This window comes from Phreatobacter aquiterrae, assembly GCF_053471285.1.
In genome coordinates this window covers 243,751-262,855 of the sequence record NZ_JBJPHW010000005.1, presented here as the reverse complement: position 1 = coordinate 262,855, position 19,105 = coordinate 243,751, and the positions used below count along the sequence as shown (strand labels likewise).

General features: G+C 66.0%; 16 protein-coding genes and 2 tRNA genes. 8 read left to right on the top strand and 10 right to left on the bottom strand.

Features of this window, described 5'->3' with window-relative positions:
* Nucleotides 1-230: 230 nt before the first annotated feature.
* Complete coding sequence (locus ACJ4V0_RS10350; protein WP_448299486.1) at nt 231-2,915, bottom strand: valine--tRNA ligase; 2,685 nt, start codon at nt 2,913-2,915, stop codon at nt 231-233.
* Nucleotides 2,916-3,039: 124 nt separating this feature from the next.
* On the opposite strand from ACJ4V0_RS10350, the gene ACJ4V0_RS10345 reads away from it, so the two are divergent.
* Complete coding sequence (locus ACJ4V0_RS10345; protein WP_448299485.1) at nt 3,040-4,254, top strand: MFS transporter; 1,215 nt, start codon at nt 3,040-3,042, stop codon at nt 4,252-4,254.
* Nucleotides 4,255-4,261: 7 nt separating this feature from the next.
* Here the strand turns inward: ACJ4V0_RS10345 and ACJ4V0_RS10340 are convergent, their stop codons facing one another.
* From ACJ4V0_RS10340 to ACJ4V0_RS10330, 3 genes are all read right to left on the bottom strand, one after another.
* Nucleotides 4,262-4,906 (bottom strand): DUF2497 domain-containing protein, encoded by a 645-nt coding sequence (locus ACJ4V0_RS10340; RefSeq protein ID WP_448299484.1) that lies wholly within the window; start codon nt 4,904-4,906, stop codon nt 4,262-4,264.
* A 175-nt stretch (nt 4,907-5,081) separates the two neighbouring features.
* Nucleotides 5,082-6,494, bottom strand: a complete 1,413-nt coding sequence (locus ACJ4V0_RS10335) for a TolC family outer membrane protein (protein ID WP_448299483.1) — start codon at nt 6,492-6,494, stop codon at nt 5,082-5,084.
* A gap of 164 nt (nt 6,495-6,658) precedes the next feature.
* Nucleotides 6,659-7,321, bottom strand: coding sequence for a protein-L-isoaspartate O-methyltransferase family protein (locus tag ACJ4V0_RS10330; RefSeq protein WP_448299482.1), 663 nt, complete (start codon nt 7,319-7,321; stop codon nt 6,659-6,661).
* A 167-nt stretch (nt 7,322-7,488) separates the two neighbouring features.
* On the opposite strand from ACJ4V0_RS10330, the gene ACJ4V0_RS10325 reads away from it, so the two are divergent.
* Nucleotides 7,489-7,562, top strand: a tRNA-Cys gene (locus tag ACJ4V0_RS10325).
* 12 nt (nt 7,563-7,574) lie between these two features.
* On the opposite strand, the gene ACJ4V0_RS10320 is transcribed toward ACJ4V0_RS10325, so the two are convergent.
* Nucleotides 7,575-7,898 carry a hypothetical protein gene (locus ACJ4V0_RS10320; RefSeq protein ID WP_448299481.1) on the bottom strand — a complete coding sequence of 108 codons (324 nt, stop codon included), beginning with the start codon at nt 7,896-7,898 and terminating at the stop codon, nt 7,575-7,577.
* A 117-nt stretch (nt 7,899-8,015) separates the two neighbouring features.
* Here ACJ4V0_RS10320 and ACJ4V0_RS10315 point away from each other — a divergent pair.
* The 6 genes from ACJ4V0_RS10315 to sseA all read left to right on the top strand — a co-directional run bounded on the left by ACJ4V0_RS10315 (nt 8,016) and on the right by sseA (nt 13,893).
* A tRNA-Asn gene (locus ACJ4V0_RS10315) sits at nt 8,016-8,090 on the top strand.
* Between the two features lie 157 nt (nt 8,091-8,247).
* A complete protein-coding gene (locus tag ACJ4V0_RS10310) occupies nt 8,248-9,696 on the top strand; it encodes a cryptochrome/photolyase family protein (RefSeq protein ID WP_448299480.1) in 1,449 nt (482 codons plus the stop codon).
* A 219-nt stretch (nt 9,697-9,915) separates the two neighbouring features.
* Nucleotides 9,916-11,172: a class I SAM-dependent methyltransferase gene (locus ACJ4V0_RS10305; protein WP_448299479.1), complete on the top strand. Its 1,257-nt coding sequence runs from the start codon at nt 9,916-9,918 to the stop codon at nt 11,170-11,172.
* A gap of 89 nt (nt 11,173-11,261) precedes the next feature.
* Nucleotides 11,262-12,302: a cysteine synthase A gene (locus ACJ4V0_RS10300; protein ID WP_448299478.1), complete on the top strand. Its 1,041-nt coding sequence runs from the start codon at nt 11,262-11,264 to the stop codon at nt 12,300-12,302.
* Nucleotides 12,302-13,021 carry an alanyl-tRNA editing protein gene (locus tag ACJ4V0_RS10295; RefSeq protein WP_448299477.1) on the top strand — a complete coding sequence of 240 codons (720 nt, stop codon included), beginning with the start codon at nt 12,302-12,304 and terminating at the stop codon, nt 13,019-13,021. The genes ACJ4V0_RS10300 and ACJ4V0_RS10295 overlap by 1 nt, the downstream gene beginning before the upstream one ends.
* Nucleotides 13,022-13,041: 20 nt before the next feature.
* Nucleotides 13,042-13,893: a 3-mercaptopyruvate sulfurtransferase gene (sseA, locus tag ACJ4V0_RS10290; RefSeq protein WP_448299527.1), complete on the top strand. Its 852-nt coding sequence runs from the start codon at nt 13,042-13,044 to the stop codon at nt 13,891-13,893.
* 35 nt (nt 13,894-13,928) lie between these two features.
* On the opposite strand, the gene ACJ4V0_RS10285 is transcribed toward sseA, so the two are convergent.
* The 5 genes from ACJ4V0_RS10285 to ACJ4V0_RS10265 form a co-directional block, all read right to left on the bottom strand.
* Nucleotides 13,929-14,399 (bottom strand): hypothetical protein, encoded by a 471-nt coding sequence (locus ACJ4V0_RS10285; protein ID WP_448299476.1) that lies wholly within the window; start codon nt 14,397-14,399, stop codon nt 13,929-13,931.
* Between the two features lie 25 nt (nt 14,400-14,424).
* The gene (locus ACJ4V0_RS10280) at nt 14,425-15,198 is read right to left on the bottom strand and encodes an amino acid ABC transporter ATP-binding protein (protein WP_448299475.1); all 774 of its coding nucleotides are present in this window, start codon (nt 15,196-15,198) and stop codon (nt 14,425-14,427) included.
* Nucleotides 15,199-15,231: 33 nt separating this feature from the next.
* Complete coding sequence (locus ACJ4V0_RS10275) at nt 15,232-16,545, bottom strand: amino acid ABC transporter permease (RefSeq protein ID WP_448299474.1); 1,314 nt, start codon at nt 16,543-16,545, stop codon at nt 15,232-15,234.
* An 11-nt stretch (nt 16,546-16,556) separates the two neighbouring features.
* Nucleotides 16,557-17,750 carry an amino acid ABC transporter permease gene (locus tag ACJ4V0_RS10270; RefSeq protein WP_448299526.1) on the bottom strand — a complete coding sequence of 398 codons (1,194 nt, stop codon included), beginning with the start codon at nt 17,748-17,750 and terminating at the stop codon, nt 16,557-16,559.
* 135 nt (nt 17,751-17,885) lie between these two features.
* A complete protein-coding gene (locus ACJ4V0_RS10265) occupies nt 17,886-18,911 on the bottom strand; it encodes an amino acid ABC transporter substrate-binding protein (protein WP_448299473.1) in 1,026 nt (341 codons plus the stop codon).
* Between the last annotated feature and the right edge of the window lie 194 nt (nt 18,912-19,105).

Sequence of the window (19,105 nt, the reverse complement as noted above, 5' to 3'; positions counted from 1 at the left end):
CGGCGGCCATTCGAGCGGATCGCAGATCATTTGACCTGCAAGAAGGAAATTTGTCGGTAGATTTCTGCGCTTGGGGCTGTGGCGGGATTGCGGCGAAAAATGGTGAACGGATCGTGCCGATGCGAGCCGTTCCAGGCTGTTGCGGAAATGACACGAAAACACCGGCGGGCTGGCGCCACGCCGGTGTCAAAGCATGAGACAGATGAGGACGCTGCGCCTCTGGCGCGGGCTCACACGAGAGCGGCGAGCCTCGCCAGTGCCGCCTCGATACTCGCCTTGCGCTCGACCGCCTCGGCGCGCTTCTCGTGCTGCTCGGCGACGACGTCCTCGGCGGCGCGGGCCATGAAGTTGGGGTTGCCGAGCTTGGCGTCGCATCGGGCGATGTCGGCCTCGGCTTCCTTCAGCGCCTTGGCGAGACGGGTGCGCTCGGCGGCGACATCGATCAGGCCGGCCATGGGAAGCGCCAGCGTCTCACCGCGGACGACGATCTGCACCGATCCTGTCGGCGCCCCGGACGCCGCCGTGATCCCCGCCAACCTCGCAAGCCGGTTGAGAAGATCGCCGTATTGTTCTGCAAGTGCTTTTGTTTTGTCGGAAACACCCAGAAGCACGAGCGGCACCTGCGTGCCCGGAGCGACGTTCATCTCGGCGCGAACGGACCGGATCGCCGTGATGGCATCGACCAGCCAGCCGATCTCGGCTTCCGCAGACCCGTCGCCGAGCCCGTCGAGCTTCGGCCAGGAGCTGAGCGCCAGCACGCCCGCGCGCGCGGGACCGGTCTCTCCTGTCACCGTCCACAGCTCCTCGGTGATGAAGGGCATGAACGGATGCAGGAGCTTCAGGATCTGGTCCAGCGTCCAGGCGGTCGCGGCGCGCACCTCGGCCTTCGCCGCCTCGTCGGAGCCGGTGAAGATGGGCTTGGCGAACTCGAGGAACCAGTCGCAGAAGATGTTCCACACGAAGCGATAGGCCGCGCCGGCCGCGTCGTTGTATCTGTAGGCCTGAATGGCGGCCTCGATGTCGGCCGCGGCCCTCGCCGTCTCGCCGACGATCCACTTGGCCAGCGTCGTCTTCACGGCGGCCGGGTCGAACTCGGCGGTCCGGCGGCACTCGTTCATCTCAGCGAAGCGGGCGGCGTTCCACAGCTTGGTCGCGAAGTTGCGATAGCCCTCGACGCGCGAGCGGGCGAACTTCACGTCCGAGCCCTGGCTCGCCTGCGCCACCAGCGCGAAGCGCAGCGCGTCGGCGCCGAACTCGTCGATGAGGCCGAGCGGATCGACGACGTTGCCAAGCGTCTTCGACATCTTGCGACCCTTGTCGTCGCGCACGAGGCCATGGATGACGACGTCGGAAAAGGGCTTCTCCTCCATGAAGTGCAGGCCCAGCATCATCATGCGGGCGACCCAGAAGAAGATGATGTCGAAGCCGGTGACGAGGGTCGAGGTCGGGTAGAAGCGCTTCAGCTCGGCCGTGTCGTCCGGCCAGCCGAGAGTCGAGAACGGCCAGAGACCGGACGAGAACCAGGTGTCGAGCACGTCGGGATCGCGGGTGAGCGGCACCCCTGCCCGGTCGAAATGCGCATCGGCGAGGACCTGCGCCTCGGCCTCGCTGGCCGCAACGAAGACCTCGCCATCCTCGGCGTACCAGGCCGGGATCTGGTGACCCCACCAGAGCTGGCGCGAGATGCACCAGGGCTGGATGTTCTCCAGCCAACGGAAGTAGTCACCGGCGAAGCGCTCCGGCACGAAGCGCGTCTCGCCCTTGCGGACCGCTTCGAGAGCGGGCTTCGCCAGCGTCGCGGCGTCGACATACCATTGCTCGGTGAGCCAGGGCTCGACGACGGCGCCGCCGCGCTGGGCATGCGGCACCATGTGGGTGTGCGGTTCGATCTTGTCGACGAGGCCAAGGGCCTCTAGGTCGGCGACAACCTTCTTGCGCGCCTCGAAGCGGGGCAGGCCACGATAGGCCTCCGGAGCGTTCTCGTTCACCACCGCAGAGGCGTCGAAGATGTTGATGAGCTCGAGGTTGTGCCGCTTGCCGACCTCGAAGTCGTTGAAGTCGTGGGCAGGCGTGATCTTCACCGCGCCCGAGCCCTTCTCGGGATCGGAATAGGTGTCGCCGACGATCGGAATATCGCGACCCACCAGCGGCAGCACCACCGTCTTGCCGATCAGATGCCGGTAGCGCTCGTCCTCCGGATGGACGGCGACGGCCGTATCGCCCAGCATCGTCTCCGGGCGCGTCGTCGCGACGACGATGTACTCGCCGGGATTGTCCTTCAGCGGATACTTGAAGTGCCAGAGGTTGCCCCGAACCTCGAGGCTGTCGACCTCGAGGTCGGAGATCGCCGACTGGAACTCCGGATCCCAGTTCACCAGCCGCTTGTCGCGATAGATCAGGCCAGCCCTGTGCAGATCGACGAAGACCTTGGTGACGGCGCGGACCATCTGGTCGGAGGCCTCGCCCCTCGCGCCCATGGTGAAACGCTCGCGCGACCAGTCGCAGGAGGCGCCGAGGCGCTTCAGCTGGTTGAAGATCGTGCCGCCGCTCTCCGCCTTCCATTCCCAGACCTTGTCGATGAATTTCTCGCGGCCGAGGTCGCGCATCTGGATCTGCTTCTCGGCGAGTTGGCGCGAGACGACGAGTTGCGTCGCGATGCCGGCGTGGTCGGTGCCCGGCTGCCAGAGCACATCCTTGCCGAGCATGCGCTGGTAGCGGCACAGGACGTCCTGCAGCGTGTTGTTGAGGGCGTGGCCCATGTGCAGCGATCCCGTGACGTTCGGCGGCGGGATCATGATGGAATAGGTTTCGGCGCTCGCGCGCTCGGGCCGTCCGGCGCGGAAGGCGCCGGCCTCGTCCCATGCGGCCGCGATGCGGGCCTCGATATCCTTGGGCGAATAGGTCTTCTCGAGCATGACAGTCCGGCGGCTGAGCGGCAGTGGGAGCGCACCAAAGCCGCGCCCGGACCGAGAAGTCAACATTTCTGCCATGCGAAGCCGTGACTTGCCGCAGTGCGGGAACAGGGCACATAGGCTGTTGATGAGTTCTCCCGCCGACGACGCCCTGCCTCCCGACGCCGTCCCATGGCGGGCGCTGTTCATCCTCGGCTTGGCGAGCTTCGCCTCCTCGGCAGCTCTACGCTTCTGCGACCCGCTGCTGCCGAAGCTCGCCAATGCCTTCGGGACAACGCCGGGTGCCGCCGCTATCGTGGTGACGACCTATTCCGTCGCCTATGGCGGCTTCCAGCTCATCACCGGCCCCCTCGGGGACCGCTACGGCAAGGTGCGGATGGTGGCGCTGGGCGCGACGCTCTGCGGGCTTTTCACGCTGGCCTGCGCCTTCGCCACCAGCATCGACCAGATCGCCATCCTGCGCCTGCTGGCCGGGCTCACCGGCGCGGCGATCATCCCCAACTGCCTCGCCTTCATCGGCGACACCATTCCGATGGGCCAGCGCCAGGCGGTCCTTGCCCGCTACATGATCTTCATGAGCGCCGGTGCGGTCAGCGGTCAGGCGATCGGCGGCATCCTCGCCGACGCCTTCGGCTGGCAGGCCGTCTTCGTTATGGTAGGGGCCTTCCTCATTGCCGCGGGCACGACCCTGTCAGTGCAGTTGCGGACCAATGCGGTGCTGTCGCGGCGCTCGGCGATTCCGGAGGGCGGGCTGATCGGCTCGTTCCGCCAGATCGCGGCCAGCGGGCGCTCGCCCCTCGGCCGGCTGGTGCTGGCCACTGTCTTTCTGGAGGCCGCCATCTTCTTCGGGGCCTTCACCTTTGTGGGAGCCTATCTGCACACGGCCTTTCGCATCAGCTTCACGGCCATCGGCGCCCTGACGGCGCTCAGCGCCCTCGGCGCGGTCGGTTATTCGTGGTTCGCACCGACGCTGCTCGCGCGCTTCTCGCAGGGCACCCTGATCATCTTTTCGACGACTGCCTTCCTGCTCTGTTTTGCGCTGATTGCAGTCTCGCCATGGCTCTGGCTCGTCGCCATCGCCATTGCCATCGGCGGCGGCGGCTTCGCGCTGTTCCACAATTCGCTGCAGATCCTGGCAACGCAGATCAACCCCGAGGCCAGAGGTGCCGCCATCGCCACCTTCGCCTGCTGCTTCTTCGCGGGTCAGACGGTCGGCGTCTTCGCCACCAGCCTCGTCTACGACGCCTTCGGCGCCCAGCCGCTGTTCATCGCGGCGGCGGTCCTGATGCCGATCATGACATTGTGGTTCCGCGCCCGGCTCGACCGCCTCAGTGCGCAATAGTCCGGGGTCAGCGTCCGGGACCGCGCGAGACCCGTTCGATCTCGGCGCGAACGAGCCTCTCCACCAGTTGCGGCAGGTTGTCGTCGAGCCATGTCTTGAGCATGGGACGCAGCATGTCCTTCAACAGGTCCTCGATCGTCCGGTTTCCCACCAGCATCGAGCTGGCAAGCGAACCGAAGGCTGCACCCACGGCGGCATGGGCTTCCGCCGACAGAAGCGCCGGAGCGGCTGCAGCCGGCGGCGCAGGATGAGGCATCCGCACCGGCTCCGGAGCCGACACCATCTCCATGAACTCGATATCGGCGCGCTGGTTGATCGGCTTGATCAGGCCCATGCGTTCCGGGACGGCGTCGGCCTTGCTGAGATCGAAGATGTCGGGCTCGGGCGCCGTCACTTTCGGGGCGGGCGGAGGTGGAGGCGGCGGAGGCTCGGGCTCCGCATCCATCTCGTCGAAACCGGCGAGCAGCGCGTCGATGTCGTCCTGGGACTTCGGCGCTTCCTCGGCCTTCGGCTCGGGAGCCGGGGGCGGTTCGGGGGCCGGCGCAGGCGCCTTTGCGGCCGGCTTGGCGGGCTCGTCGTCGGCGATGATCCGGCGAATCGACGCGAGGATTTCCTCCATCGACGGTTCGTTGGCCTTGGCCGCCTGTGACATCCCCACGAATCCCCAGCGTGGCACGCATCGAAAGCGCAGGTTCTGCAGATCAGCAGGGGACCGAATCGCTTCCGAATCAACTCCGCCGACTATGCACTGTGGCGGCCCGGGTGGCCAACCTGAGGTTCAGCGATCCACAGCCTTCGTCCGCCCGGCAAGACCGGGCGGATGCCCCTCACCGACCATCCGGAGTGCGGACGCCGATCCACTGATCCCGCACCTGGTTGTAGTGGGTGGTCGGGTCGAAGATCTCGGTGCGCAGGGCAAGCCGGCTTCCGTTGAGGCGCCCCATGGCCGCAAGGACCGAATAGGACAGCACCACGCGATCCCGCTGCGCCCGCACGAGCGCAACGCGCGCCTCGGTCAGGGTCTGGGTCGCATTGAGCACGTCGATGATGGTGCGCTGGCCGACCTTGTACTCCTCGCGGATGCCGTTAACGGCGATTTCCTGCGCCCGCACCTGGACCTCGGCTGCCTGGATCTGCGCGCGAGAAGCCTCCAGCGCCGCCCAGGACTGGGTCACCGCCTGCCGGACGCTGGCAGCGGCCGTCTCGATCTGGATGCGCCGCTGGCCGTAGCCCTCCTTCGCCGCGCGGATGGTGGCGTAGTCGCGGCCGCCGTTGGCAAAGATCGGAATGGTCAGTGTGGCGCCGACAGCTGCCGAGAAGGTCTGCGAGGCCTGCACGGTCTGCTCGGCGGCGCGCGTGACAGAAGCGGAAAGAGACAGCGTCGGATAGAGCGCCGATTCGGCGATGCGGACCTGTAGCAGCTGAGCGTCGGCTCCATGCCGGGCGCCCTTGATGGCCGGGTGTTCGGACTGGCCCGCGATGATGGCGCCGTCGAGATTGCGCGGCAGAAGTCGCTCCATCGTCCGCGCCGGCACGAGACGGCCGGGAGCAACGCCCACCTGCTGCATGTAGACCGACCGCGCATTGGCCAGATCCGATTCGGCGCCGCTCGCGACGGCCAGGGCCGCCTGCAGGGCCGATTCGGCGAGGGCGACGTCGGTGCGGGTCACCTCGCCGACATTGAAACGGTCGCGCGTGGCGCGGAGCTGCTCGCGGAGCACTTCCACATTGCGGCGGCGCAGGTCGAGTACGGCCTGCTCGCGCAGCACGTTCATGTGGGCGGTGGCGGAAGCGAGCAGCACGGTCTGCTCGGTATTGCGCAGGGTCTCACGCGCCAGCAGCACGTTCTGATCGGCCTGCCGCACGGAGTTGGTCGTGCGGTTGCCGTCGAAGAGCATCTGCGTCGCGGACAACGTCGCCGACCGCGGCAGGGTGCGAAGCGCCCGGTCGGTTCCGACCGCGCCCAGCGTCGAACCGGTCGCCGATTCGCTGTACTGGCCGGCGGCAGACACCGTGGCGTTGACTGAGGGACGATAGCCCGAGAGTGCGGCGGGGACGCCCTCGTTCGCCACGCGGACGCCGGCGCGGGCGGCGTTGAGATCTGGATTGTTGCGGTAGGCCTGGACGAGCGTCTGCTCGATGGACTGCGCGCGGGCGGACGATGCGGTCAGGACGACGGCGAGGATCGCGACGGAAATTGCCGTCGCGGAGCCGGCACGAGACCTCGTGGCTCCGGTCATTGCGAACACCTACATTGTTGGCGCCGCCCCGGAGCGATCCGCCGAAACTCCCGGGCAATAGGGGATTGGTTAAAGAAATTGTCCAGCGGAGAAAACCCCCGCGTGCGGTCTAGGCCACCATTCGGCCGGCAGGTGGGGCACGACAGCAACACCCGCGCCGACGATCAGAAGACAAAGGCCTTGGGGGCCTCGAAGCCGGGAAGAGCGGGAATGGCAGCGTCAAACACAGGACGCATGCTCACCTCGTCGTCGCGCAGGGTATGCACCATGCACTTGGCCGCACGCCCCCGGCCGACGACCGCAACGAGGCGCCCCCCTTGCCGCAACTGCTTCAGGAGGTTTGCCGGAACAACCTCGACCGCGCCCTCCAGAACGATCACATCGAAAGGTCCGCGCTGCGAGGCGCCATCGACAAGAGGTCCCTCGACAACAGCGACATTCGCCTGCGGCGCCAGCAGGCTGCGGGCGGTCGCCGCGAGCGCAGTGTCCTCCTCGAGGGCGACGACGTGGGCGGCGAGATGGGCCAATATAGCGGCGGAATAGCCCGTGGCGACGCCGACATCGAGAACGGTCTCGTCTGGCCTGATCGCCGCGGCATGAAGCATCTTGGCGAGGACCATGGGCTCGATGAGATGGCGGGCCGGGCCTTCGCCGCTCTCGTTCACCGGCAGATCGTCATCGAGATAGGCCAGCGCGCGCCGTGAGTCGGGCACAAAGTTCTCGCGCGGCACGTCCATCAGGGCATCGATGATCCGCGAATCGGTCACGTCGTTCACGCGAATCTGGGTGTCCACCATCGTGCGGCGCGCCCGGGCGAAATCCATCATGGGCAAGATCCTTCGGTCGCGGCATGTCGGTTGCCGACACGCTGTCTTTAGCGGTCATGATCACGCGAGCGCAAGACGACTTGCGATGCCTGTCGGTTGTTGCGGCCCTCCGGACACCATGCTAGAGCGAGCCCTCTCCGCGCCGGCTCGTCCGGCGAGTTTTGGATGGCCTCGTGGCGGAGTGGTTACGCAGAGGACTGCAAATCCTTGCACCCCGGTTCGATTCCGGGCGAGGCCTCCACCCCTTCCCTGTTCATTTCCGCCGCGGCATCATGGCCGCATTCAGTCTCGGCCACCGGCGGCCGATGGCGATGGTCATGCGCCGGCGCGACCGGCGCATGCGCGGGCTGTCCACGGACAGGATCACGAACCCCACCGGGAACATCCAGGGCCCGAGGACAGGAAGAAAGCTGAACACGCCGCCGGCGATGAACGACCAGCCGACGACGCGGCGCTTCAGGCGGGTCGCCGGCACGGCATAGCGACGACCGAAGACAATCATGGTCGCGGCGCCCGCCGGCCCGTCGGGGGCGCCAGGTACGGGGCGCAGGTCACTGGCGGCCTGTGGTTTGTTCATGCGGGCGACGCTAGCCGCCCTGCCCTACCCGCGGCAATCTCGCCGGAGACGACGATTGGGCCTTGGCAACGGTGAAGGTCCTGTGTTATTCGCGCCGCTCTCACGACTTGAGCGTGATCCTCGGTAGCTCAGTGGTAGAGCAACCGGCTGTTAACCGGTTGGTCGCTGGTTCGAATCCGGCCCGGGGAGCCAAATCCGAAACCCTCGAAGCGCGTCGGCGTTTCGGGGGTTTCGTTTTTTCCGGCACAGTTCTCGGGACGGTCGGGAGGCGCTGGGAAGCGAGGTCGAGCCGGGCCACCTCAGCGCCATGTCCGATGAACCGACGGGTCCTGCGATCCGTATTTACTCCATGTCCCAGAAGCCCGTCCTCGCCTGGTTCCGAGACGACCTCCGCCTGTCCGACCATCCCGCCCTGAACGCGGCCTGTGAAACAGGCGCTCCGATAGTCTGCCTGTACGTCTTCGAGGACGGCACGCCCGGCCGTCGGAACACTGGCGGTGCAGCGCGCTGGTGGCTAGCGCAGAGCCTGCGGTCGCTCGATGCCGGGCTCAGAGCGCGCGGCAACCGGCTGATCCTGCGCGCCGGCCGCGCCACCGAGGTGTTGCCGGCCATGCTGGCCGAGACTGGCGCGGCGCGCGTCGTCTGGAACCGCCGCTACGATGCCGGCGGCATCGCAGTCGATTCCGCTATCAAGGCGGGCCTGAAGGAGCGCGGAGTCGTCGTATCGAGCTTTCCCGGCAACCTGTTGCGCGAACCCTGGGAGGTGAAGTCGGCGGCTGGCGATCCGATGCGCGTGTTCTCTCCGTTCTGGCGCGCGCATCAGAAACTCGGTGACCTGCGAGGGCCGCTCAGGGCACCTGATTCCGTTCCCGCGCCGACCATGTCGGTCGATAGCGAGACTCTCGACGCCTGGGGGCTGGAGCCGCGTAACCCGAACTGGGCTACCGGTTTTCCCGACGAATGGACCCCCGGCGAGGCAGGCGCGCAGGCGGCTCTGGACACCTTCATCGATGGGCCGCTGGCGGGCTATTCGGACGATCGCAACCGGCCCGACTTGGCATCGACCTCGCGGCTGTCGCCCCATCTGCGCTTCGGCGAGATCTCTCCGCTCCAGATCTGGCATCGCGTCCAGATGGCAGCCGGCATGGACGGCGGGAGGGACGTCGCCAAGTTTCTTGCCGAAGTGGGCTGGCGGGAATTCTCCTATCATTTGCTGTTCCACTGGCCAGACCTCGCCGAACGCAATTTCCAGAGCCGCTTCGACGCCTTCCCCTGGCATGATGACGCAGCGATGCTCTCCGCCTGGCAGCGCGGGCAGACCGGCTACCCGATCGTCGATGCCGGCATGCGGCAATTGTGGCGGACAGGCTGGATGCACAACCGCGTGCGCATGGTTGTCGCCTCCTTCCTGGTCAAGCACCTGCGCATCGACTGGCGCGCCGGCGAGCGCTGGTTCTGGGACACGCTGGTCGATGCCGATCCGGCCAACAATCCCGCGAGCTGGCAGTGGGTCGCCGGATCGGGAGCCGATGCCGCCCCCTATTTCAGGATTTTCAATCCAATGCTTCAGGGCACGAAATTCGATCCGCAGGGCGCCTATGTACGTCGCTGGGTCCCCGAGCTCGCCGGCCTGCCGGACGAGGCCATTCACGCGCCATGGCAGGCGTCGAGGCCGGTTCTCGACCGAGCGGGCGTGCGGCTGGGCGAGACCTATCCGCACCCCATCGTCGACCACGACGCCGCAAGGAGCGCGGCGCTTGCCGCTCTGGCGGCGACGCGCGAGCCGACCCATGCATAGTCAGACGAGGCACGAAGGGTCGGGTACATCCTCCCGGCATGGAACCACGAAAGCGTTGAACGATTATTCGTTTTGCCGCATCTTTCGGGGGCACCAGACGTCGAAGTCGATTGCGGTTACCCGTCCGAGTTCTCCTGATGCATCTGGGACGGTCCGCGAATCGCAAGATTCCCGGTGCGACCGATTCATTCCGCCCTATCGGAAGGCTTCGTTCCGCCCATGACCATCACCCAACAGCAGACCCGTCCCTTCGCCGACACCATCGAAGTCACGAAAGAAACACTGCGACGCGCGACGCGGGGCCTGCCCTCCGTCCTCAGGCTGGCCCTCGGCTATCCGCTCGGCATTCGCTACGGCGTCCTGACCATGCGCCTGCCGGACGGCCGCCGGCTTCTGTTCCGGGGGAAGGAACCCGGCCCCAGCGCCGAAATGATCGTCCACGACCTTGCCTTTGCGCGCCGTCTGATCCTCGACGGTGATCTCGGTTTTGCCGAGGCCTTCATCCGTCGCGAGTGGGACACTCCGGACCTGTCCGGGTTCCTGCACTTCTTCGCCGTGAACATGCACGCCGTCCGCAACCTGACGCGGTTCAACCCCCTCGCGCGGCTCCTGCACCGCTACCGGCACTGGCGCAACCGCAACACGAAGACCCAGGCGCGGCGCAATATCGCGGCCCATTACGACCTCGGCAACGCCTTCTATCGCGCCTGGCTCGACCCCTCCATGACCTACTCCTCGGCGCTGTTCGAGACGGGCGCCGAAACGCTCCACGAGGCCCAACTGGCCAAGTACCGCAGGCTCGCCCGGGAGCTTCATCTCAAGCCAGGCGACCACGTGCTCGAGATCGGCTGCGGCTGGGGCGGCTTCGCCGAAGTCGCAGCCCGCGAGTTCGGCGCGAGGATCACGGGTCTGACGCTTTCGCAGGAACAGTTCGACCATGCCACCCGTCGCATGGCGGAAGCCGGACTTGCGGATCGGGTGACGATCAAACTGCAGGACTACCGCGACGAGCGCGGCGTCTATGACGCGGTCGCCTCCATCGAGATGTTCGAGGCGGTGGGCAAGGAGTACTGGCAGACCTATTTCGACAAGGTCGCCGCCTGCCTGGCGTCCGGCGGCCGCGCCGGCATTCAGGCGATCACGATCGACGAGGCCTATTTCAGCGACTACGTCCGCGAGATCGACTTCATCCGCGCCTATATCTTCCCGGGCGGCATGTTGCCGACCCCGACCCATATGCGCGACCTGCCGCGTGGCAGCGGCCTCGCCGTAGAGAACGACATGGGATTCGGACAGGACTATGCCCGCACCCTGCACGCCTGGGCCGACCGCTTCAACGAGACGTGGAACACCATTGTTCCACTCGGTTTCGACGACCGCTTCCGCCGCATGTGGCTCTACTATCTCTTCTATTGCGAGGCGGGTTTCCGGACCGGCGGCATCGATGTGCGGCAGATGGTCTATCGCCGCGACTGAGCCTCTGTCGGCCTGGCGGCGGGGTTGAGCCAGCGGCGGCGCTCAGATAGCGTCCCGCTGCCTGTCCAGGCCCGGCCCGGAGCCCTTGAATGTCGCTTGCCGCCAACGTCGTCGATGTCATCGGCAACACGCCGCTGATCCGTCTCAACAGGGCGAGCGAGGCGACCGGCTGCACCATTCTCGGCAAGGCCGAATTCATGAATCCCGGCCAGTCCGTCAAGGACAGGGCGGCGCTCTACCTGGTGCGCGACGCCATTGCGAAGGGCCTCGTGCGCCCGGGCGGCACCATTGTCGAGGGCACCGCCGGCAACACCGGCATCGGCCTCGCCATGGTCGGCCGCGCCCTCGGCCTCGACTGCGTGATTGTCATCCCGGAAACCCAGTCGCAGGAGAAGAAGGACACGCTGCGCCAGCTCGGCGCCCGCCTCATCGAGGTGCCCGCCGTGCCCTATGCCAACCCCAACAACTTCGTGAAGGTCTCGGCACGGACGGCCGAACGTCTGGCGCGCGAGAACCCCAGCGGCGCCTTCTGGGCGAACCAGTTCGACAATGTCGCCAACCGCCAGGCCCATATCGAGACCACCGGCCCGGAAATCTGGCGCGATACGGACGGGAAGATCGACGGCTTCGTCTGCGCCATCGGCTCGGGCGGCACGCTCGCCGGCATCGCCATGGCCTTGAAGGACAGGTCGCCGGGGATCACCATCGGCTGCGCCGATCCCATGGGCGCGGCGATGTACGAGTGGTTCACCAACGGCGTGCTCAAGGCCAGCGGATCCTCGATCACCGAGGGCATCGGGCAGGGACGGGTGACGAAGAATATCGAGGGCGCGCCGGTCGATGTCGCCTTCCAGATTCCGGACGAGGAGGCGATCCCGGTCATGTTCGACCTGCTCGAGCATGAGGGGCTCTGCGTAGGGCCGTCCAGCGGAATCAATGTCGCCGGCGCGATGCGGCTTGCCCGCCACCTGGGGCCCGGCCATACCGTCGTGACCATTCTGTGCGACTACGGCTTCCGTTATGCGTCCAGGATCTACGATCCCGCCTTCCTGCGAGGCAAAGGGCTCGCGGTTCCGGCCTGGCTGGAACAGCCGCCGCTTCCTCTCGTGGATCTCCTGCCGGTGACCTGATGCCGACCCAGTTCCTGTTTCGCGACGACGCCTATCTGACGGAATGCAAGGCCACTGTCGTCGCAGTGACCGAGACAAATGGTGCTGTCAGCGTCGAACTCGATCGATCGGTCTTCTACCCTACTGGCGGCGGCCAGGCCGGCGATGCAGGTGTGCTCATCCTCGAAGGTGCCGAGTTGCCCGTCGCGACAGCCGTCTATGGCGAGACCAAGGCTGACATCATTCACGTCCTCACGCCCGGAACGGCGGCGCCCGTGGTCGGCGCGAAGGTCATCGCACGGATCGACTGGCCGTCCCGCTACGCGCGCATGCGCATGCACACGGGGCTTCACCTCCTTTCGGTGGTGCTGCCTTACCCCGTCACAGGTGGGTCGGTGGGCACGAAGGAAAGCCGGCTCGACTTCGACATTCCCGAATCCGGCCTCGACAAGGACGACATCACTGCTCGCCTCAACGACCTCATCGGCAAGGATGCAGCCGTGACCGAACGCTGGATCACCGATGCGGAGCTGGAAGCCAATCCGGGCCTCGTCAAGACCATGTCGGTGAAGCCGCCGATGGGATCCGGCAAGGTCCGACTTGTCGACATCGCCGGCCTCGACCTACAGCCCTGCGGCGGCACCCATGTGCGCCGGACCGGCGAGATCGGAAGCCTGGCGATTTCCGCTATCGAGAAAAAAGGCAAGCAGAACCGACGCGTCCGCGTCGTGTTCGCCTGAGGAGAACCCAAGTGACCACCCTGCCCTCACCCTGGCTGCGCTCGACCGAGTGGCTCACCGACCATCTCGACTTTCCCGACCTCATCATCCTCGACGCGTCCTACTATCTGTCGACGATGGGGCGCGATGCGGAAGCCGAGTTCCTCGCCGGGCACATTCCCGGCGCCCAGCGCTTCGACATCGACACGGTGAAGGACACCTCCTCCGACCTGCCGCACATGATGCCGTCCGCGGTTGTCTTCTCGGCCGCCTGCCGCAAGCTCGGTATCGGCGACGGCAAGTCGGTGCTGATCTATGACGGCGCCGGTCTGTTTGCCGCCCCGCGCGTCTGGTGGATGTTCCGCAATTTCGGCGTCGAACGGGTCTTCATCCTGGACGGCGGCCTGCCGAAGTGGGTGGCCGAAGGCCGCCCGCTGGAGACCGGCCCGGCCCGCGCCCGCGAGGCGCGCCACCTCACAGCCCGCCAGAATCATGGCGCCGTCGCCGATCTCGGCGACGTCAAGAAGGCCCTTGCGGGTGGCAAGGCGCAGGTCGTCGACGCCCGCCCGGCCGACCGGTTCCGCGGCGAGACGCCCGAGCCGCGCGCCGGCCTGAAATCCGGCCACATGCCGGGTAGTCTGAACGTGCCGTTCAACGGGCTGATAGAGAACGGCCGCCTCGTCTCGCAGGAGCGCATCCGGCAGGTCTTCGAGCAGAATGGCGTCGACCTCGATCGCCCGATCATCACGAGTTGCGGCTCGGGCGTCTCGGCCGCCATTCTCTGGCTCGCCATCGACGCGCTCGGCAAGCAGCCGGCCGGCCTCTACGACGGCTCCTGGGCCGAGTGGGGCGCCCGCGAGGACTGCCCGGTGGCGACCGGACAAGAGACGTGAGCCAAGCGTTCCGGCGGCACTTCGCGGACTTCCTGTCAGGCGACAAGGGTCACGAGCGATAGGACGAAGGAAGACACACAAGCAACAACGCGTGCCCGGTGCCAGGTCGCCCAACGCGCCAGGGCCGACGGCAGGTCTGCGTCAGCCACGGCGCGCCGCACGAAGGCTTCGTTGGCCGACTTGAAATACAGAAGGTAAATGGCAACCAGGCTGCAGGCCAGAACAGCAGCTGCGATCGCGGTAAGGCTACGCAGCGCAAGGCTTCCAGACTGCAGAGCGACCTGCACAGCCGCCAGCACGGCGGCTGGCGGCGCTGCCATGGTCAGCGGTGCGAAGAAGCGATAGAGGAGCGGTCCATAGGTCGGGTGCAGCGCATAGAATGTCTCCGCCGAAAGCGTGCGCCAGTAGGGCACCAGCAGCCGGTCTTCGGCCAGCAACGCACCAGCGAGAAGGCCAAGGCTGGAAGCCGCCAGCAAAGGCAGCAGTTGGCTCGCGAGGGTGGCCACGAGCGACCCTCCCACTCGTCCCCGATCAGTGCAGGATCTGTGACAGGAACAGCCTGGTGCGCTCGTGCTGCGGGTTGGAGAAGAACTGGTTCGGCTCGTTCATCTCGATGATCTGCCCGTAGTCCATGAAGATGACGCGGTTGGCGACCTGCCGGGCGAAGCCCATCTCGTGGGTGACGCACATCATGGTCATGCCCTCCTCCGCCAGACCCACCATGGTATCGAGCACCTCCTTGACCATTTCTGGATCGAGGGCCGAGGTCGGCTCGTCGAACAGCATGATCTTGGGGCTCATGCACAGCGCCCGCGCGATGGCCACGCGCTGCTGCTGGCCGCCGGAGAGTTGGCCGGGATATTTCAGCGCCTGCTCCGGAATGCGCACGCGCGTGAGGTAGTGCATCGCGACTTCCTCGGCCTCCTTCTTGGGCATCTTCTTCACCCAGATCGGCGCCAGCGTGCAGTTCTCGAGGATGGTCAGGTGCGGGAACAGGTTGAAATGCTGGAACACCATGCCGACCTCGCGGCGGATCTCGTCGATCTTCTTCAGGTCGTTGGTGAGTTCGATCCCGTCGACGATGATCGTGCCCTGCTGGTGCTCCTCGAGCCGGTTGATGCAGCGGATCATGGTCGACTTGCCCGACCCGGACGGGCCGCAAATGACGATGCGCTCGCCGCGATGGACCGTCAGGTTGATGTCCTTGAGCACATGGAACTCGCCGTACCACTTGTGCATCCCGGTGATGGAGACGGCGAGTTCGTTCTTCGTCGTCGGCATCTTGGCGATGGAAGAATTGGCCATTCGGAACTCCTGGAAGTCTGGCGGGTGCCGCTCTTAGCGGCGGCGTCCGGTGTTGAGACGGTTCTCGACGAAGATCGAGTAGCGGGACATGAAGTAGCAGAAGGCGAAATAGATGATCCCGGCGAAGGCGAAGCCCGTGTAGAGCGTCACCGGGGTCGCCCACTGCGGATCGGTGAACCCGGCCCTGATGCCGCCGAGAAGATCGAAGATCGCCACGATCGAGACGAGCGTCGTGTCCTTGAACAGGCCGATGAAGGAATTGACGATGCCAGGGATGACGAGCTTCAGCGCCTGCGGCATGACGATCAGGCTCATCATGCGCGGATAGTTCAGGCCGAGCGCCATGGCGCCCTCGAACTGCCCCTTCGGGATGGCCTGGAGGCCGCCGCGGATCGTCTCCGCCATGTAGGCGCCGGAGAAGATCGACACGCCGACCAGCACGCGAACCATGGCGTCCGGCGAGCGCTCGAGGAACAGCGGCAGCATGTAGGTCGCGAAGAACAGGACGGTGATCAGCGGCACGCCGCGCACCATCTCGATCAGCGCCACCGACAGAAAGCGGATGATCGGCATCTTCGAACGCCGGCCGAGCGCCAGCGCGACGCCGATTGGCAGGGCTGCGACGATCCCCGTGGTGGCGACGACCAGCGTGACGAGCAGGCCGCCCCACTGGCGCGTCTCGACGATTGGCAGGGCGGGGTTGGCGAAGATGTCCGTGCGGACGATGAGAAGCAGGGCGATCCCGGTTGCCAGCGCCACCAGCCCGTATTGCAGGTAAAACTGGTTCGGCGGCCCCTCGACGCGGCTCATGACGTAGGCGACGAGCAGGCCGATGGCGGCCAGAATGGCCAGCCAGCCGATGAACGACAGCCACGGATTGATGATCGACCCGCCGTAGAGAAGATTGAAGGCGAGGATGGGGAAGGCGCCGAAGAACAGGATCGCGTTCAACGCCTTGTGGGGGAGCGAGGGGATGAGCAGCGGGACCAGCAGGATGATGGCGGAGAGATAGGTCAGGTTCACGCGCCAGCGTTCCTCGACCGGATAGAAGCCGTACATGAACTGGCCGAACTTCGCCCAGACGAAGGGCCAGCAGGCCCCCACCGAGCGGCCCACCTTGTCGTCGAGGCAGGCATCGCGATCCTCGCCGGTCCAAACGGCACGGATGATGGTGAAATCGACGAAGGTCCAGACCAGCGTATAGGCGATATAGGCGCCGACAAGGGTCAGAATGGCCTGCAGCGGGCTGGAGAACAGGTTGGCGCGCATCCAGCCGATCGGGCCCACCAGACTGGCCGGCGGCGGCGCGGGCTGGAGCAGTTCGGTTCGCGTGAAGGACGTGGTCATAACCTCAGCCCTCACCGTTCCACCAGCGCGATGCGCTGGTTGTACCAGTTCATGAAGATCGACGTGACGATGGAGATCGTCAGGTAGCACCCCATCCACATGGCGATGATCTCGATGGCCTGGCCCGTCTGGTTGAGGATCGTGCCGCCGACCGACACCATGTCGGGATAGCCGATGCCGACGGCGAGCGAGGAGTTCTTCGCCAGGTTGAGATACTGGCTCGTCAGCGGCGGAATGATCACCCGCAGCGCCTGTGGAATGACGATGAGGTTGAGGATGCGCCCCTCGGGGAGCCCGAGCGAGCGGCCGGCCTCCGTCTGGCCGTGGCTGACGGCCTGGATGCCGGCGCGGACGATCTCGCCGATGAAAGCGGCGGTGTAGGCGACCAGCGCAACCGTCAGGGCGACGAATTCAGGAATCAGCGTCATGCCGCCGGAGAGATTGAAGCGGCCCTGCTGGGCATAGTCGAAGGAGACCGGCATTCCCGTGATGACATAGGCCACCAGCGGCAGGCCGACGATGAGGCCGATCATGCTGGCGACGACCGGAAACTGCTGGCCCGTTTCAGCCTGTCTCTTGCGCGCCCAGGACCGCACGGCGAAGGCCGCGATCACCCCGAGAATGAGGGCGATTCCGATATAGCCGGAACCCGGCTCGAAGATGGGCTTGGGGGCCGTGATGCCGCGCTGGTTGGCGAAGAAAATGCCGAAGAGCGAGTGGGAATTGCGCGGAGTCGGCATGGCGGCCAGCACCGCGAGGTACCAGAACAGGATCTGGAACAGCAGCGGCAGGTTGCGGATGATCTCGACATACCAGTAGGCGATCTTGGCAATCACCCAGTTGGGCGACAGGCGCGCGACGCCGACGATGAAGCCGAGGATCGTCGCCAGGAAGATGCCGACGACCGCCACGAGCAGCGTGTTCAAGAGGCCGACGACGAAGGCCCGGCCATAGGACATGGCCTCGCCCCAGGGGATCAGCGTCTGGGAGATGCCGAACCCGGCGGTCTGTTGCAGGAAGCCGAAGCCTCCGGCGATATTCTGGTTGCGCAGGTTGGTGACGGCGTTCGAGACCGCCGTGAAGATCACGAAGACAAGAAGCGCCAGAGCCAGTCCCTGGAAGATCAGGCTTCTCGTCTTGGGATCATTGAAGAACGCCACTTTGGGCGCACTCGTCCCGCGAGCCGGCAACGCGCCGTCCGTCATTATCGCCATCCCCTGCTCTGGCCCGGTGAGTGCCCCCTCAATGGAGAGCCGTTGTCTTCACCGGATGGTCGTCCCGGATCGTGGACCCGGGACGATGATCATGTCTAGTCGGTTGCGCCGGTTTTTTGGGCGCGCTCAGCGAATGGGCGGAGCGTATTGCAGGCCGCCCTTGGTCCACAGCGCATTGAGACCGCGAGCGATGCCAAGGCGGGTGGAAGGACCGACGTTGCGGTCGAACGTCTCGGCGTAGTTGCCGACATGGCGGACGATGCGGACGACCCAGTCCTTGGTGAGGCCCAGGGCCTCGCCGGCATTGCCCTCTACGCCGAGCACGCGGCGAATCTCCGGGTTGGTCGACTGCAGCATCTGGTCGAGATTGGCCTTGGAGATGTTGAGTTCCTCGGCCGTGATCATGGCGAAGTGGGTCCACTTGACGATATCGAACCACTGGTCGTCACCGTGGCGGACCACGGGGCCGAGCGGCTCTTTCGAGATGATCTCCGGCAGCACCATGTGGTCGTCGGGCTTCGCCAGCTTCACGCGCTCGGCATAGAGGCCGGATGCGTCGGTGGTGAACACATCGCAGCGGCCGGCATCATAAGCCTTCACGGTTTCGTCGGCCGTGGAGAACACCACCGGCTCGTACTTCAGATTGTTGGCGCGGAAGAAGTCCGCGACGTTGAGCTCGGTCGTCGTGCCGGTCTGGACGCAGACCGACGCTCCCGAGAGTTCGCGCGCGCTTTTCACGTTGAGCGACTTGCGGACCATGAAGCCCTGGCCGTCATAGTAGTTGACTCCGGCAAAGTTCAGGCCGAGCGAGGTGTCACGCTGGAGCGTCCAGGTCGTGTTGCGCGACAGGACGTCGATCTCGCCCGACTGCAGGGCCGTGAAGCGGTCCTTGGCCGACAGCGGCGAGAAGCGCACCTTGGTCGGATCGTTGAAGATGGCGGCGGCGAGCGCCCGGCACAGGTCAACGTCGAGACCCGTCCAGTTGCCGGCGCTGTCCGGCGTCGAGAAGCCCGCCAGGCCCTGGGTCACGCCACACTGGACGAAGCCCTTGTTCTGGATGTTGCGCAGGGTGTTCGGCGCCTGAGCCAGCGCCGCCGTCGCGCCGAGGCCGAGAGCGGCTCCGAGCGCGAGGGTCGATACGATACGTTTCATGGTGGCAGCCTTTCCCACTCTGATTGTGGCTTGTTTTTCCCAGCGGGCGCCTGGAAGGCTTGTTCGTCCCGGTCTGACATCCCGGAGACCCCGCATATACGCATCACAGGCCATCTTCGAACGGGGGTCAAGGGCTTGACGTTGACCTGTCGGGCCGCGGAAATGCGGCGCGCATCGCGTTCGGCGCACTCCTT

Coding starts and splice junctions, on each gene's coding strand:
- ACJ4V0_RS10350 (WP_448299486.1), bottom strand. CDS start 2,915: ATGCTCGAGAAGACCTATTCGCCCAAGGATATCGAGGCCCGCATCGCG.
- ACJ4V0_RS10345 (WP_448299485.1), top strand. CDS start 3,040: ATGAGTTCTCCCGCCGACGACGCCCTGCCTCCCGACGCCGTCCCATGG.
- ACJ4V0_RS10340 (WP_448299484.1), bottom strand. CDS start 4,906: ATGTCACAGGCGGCCAAGGCCAACGAACCGTCGATGGAGGAAATCCTC.
- ACJ4V0_RS10335 (WP_448299483.1), bottom strand. CDS start 6,494: ATGACCGGAGCCACGAGGTCTCGTGCCGGCTCCGCGACGGCAATTTCC.
- ACJ4V0_RS10330 (WP_448299482.1), bottom strand. CDS start 7,321: ATGATGGATTTCGCCCGGGCGCGCCGCACGATGGTGGACACCCAGATT.
- ACJ4V0_RS10320 (WP_448299481.1), bottom strand. CDS start 7,898: ATGAACAAACCACAGGCCGCCAGTGACCTGCGCCCCGTACCTGGCGCC.
- ACJ4V0_RS10310 (WP_448299480.1), top strand. CDS start 8,248: ATGTCCCAGAAGCCCGTCCTCGCCTGGTTCCGAGACGACCTCCGCCTG.
- ACJ4V0_RS10305 (WP_448299479.1), top strand. CDS start 9,916: ATGACCATCACCCAACAGCAGACCCGTCCCTTCGCCGACACCATCGAA.
- ACJ4V0_RS10300 (WP_448299478.1), top strand. CDS start 11,262: ATGTCGCTTGCCGCCAACGTCGTCGATGTCATCGGCAACACGCCGCTG.
- ACJ4V0_RS10295 (WP_448299477.1), top strand. CDS start 12,302: ATGCCGACCCAGTTCCTGTTTCGCGACGACGCCTATCTGACGGAATGC.
- ACJ4V0_RS10280 (WP_448299475.1), bottom strand. CDS start 15,198: ATGGCCAATTCTTCCATCGCCAAGATGCCGACGACGAAGAACGAACTC.
- ACJ4V0_RS10275 (WP_448299474.1), bottom strand. CDS start 16,545: ATGACCACGTCCTTCACGCGAACCGAACTGCTCCAGCCCGCGCCGCCG.
- ACJ4V0_RS10270 (WP_448299526.1), bottom strand. CDS start 17,750: ATGACGGACGGCGCGTTGCCGGCTCGCGGGACGAGTGCGCCCAAAGTG.
- ACJ4V0_RS10265 (WP_448299473.1), bottom strand. CDS start 18,911: ATGAAACGTATCGTATCGACCCTCGCGCTCGGAGCCGCTCTCGGCCTC.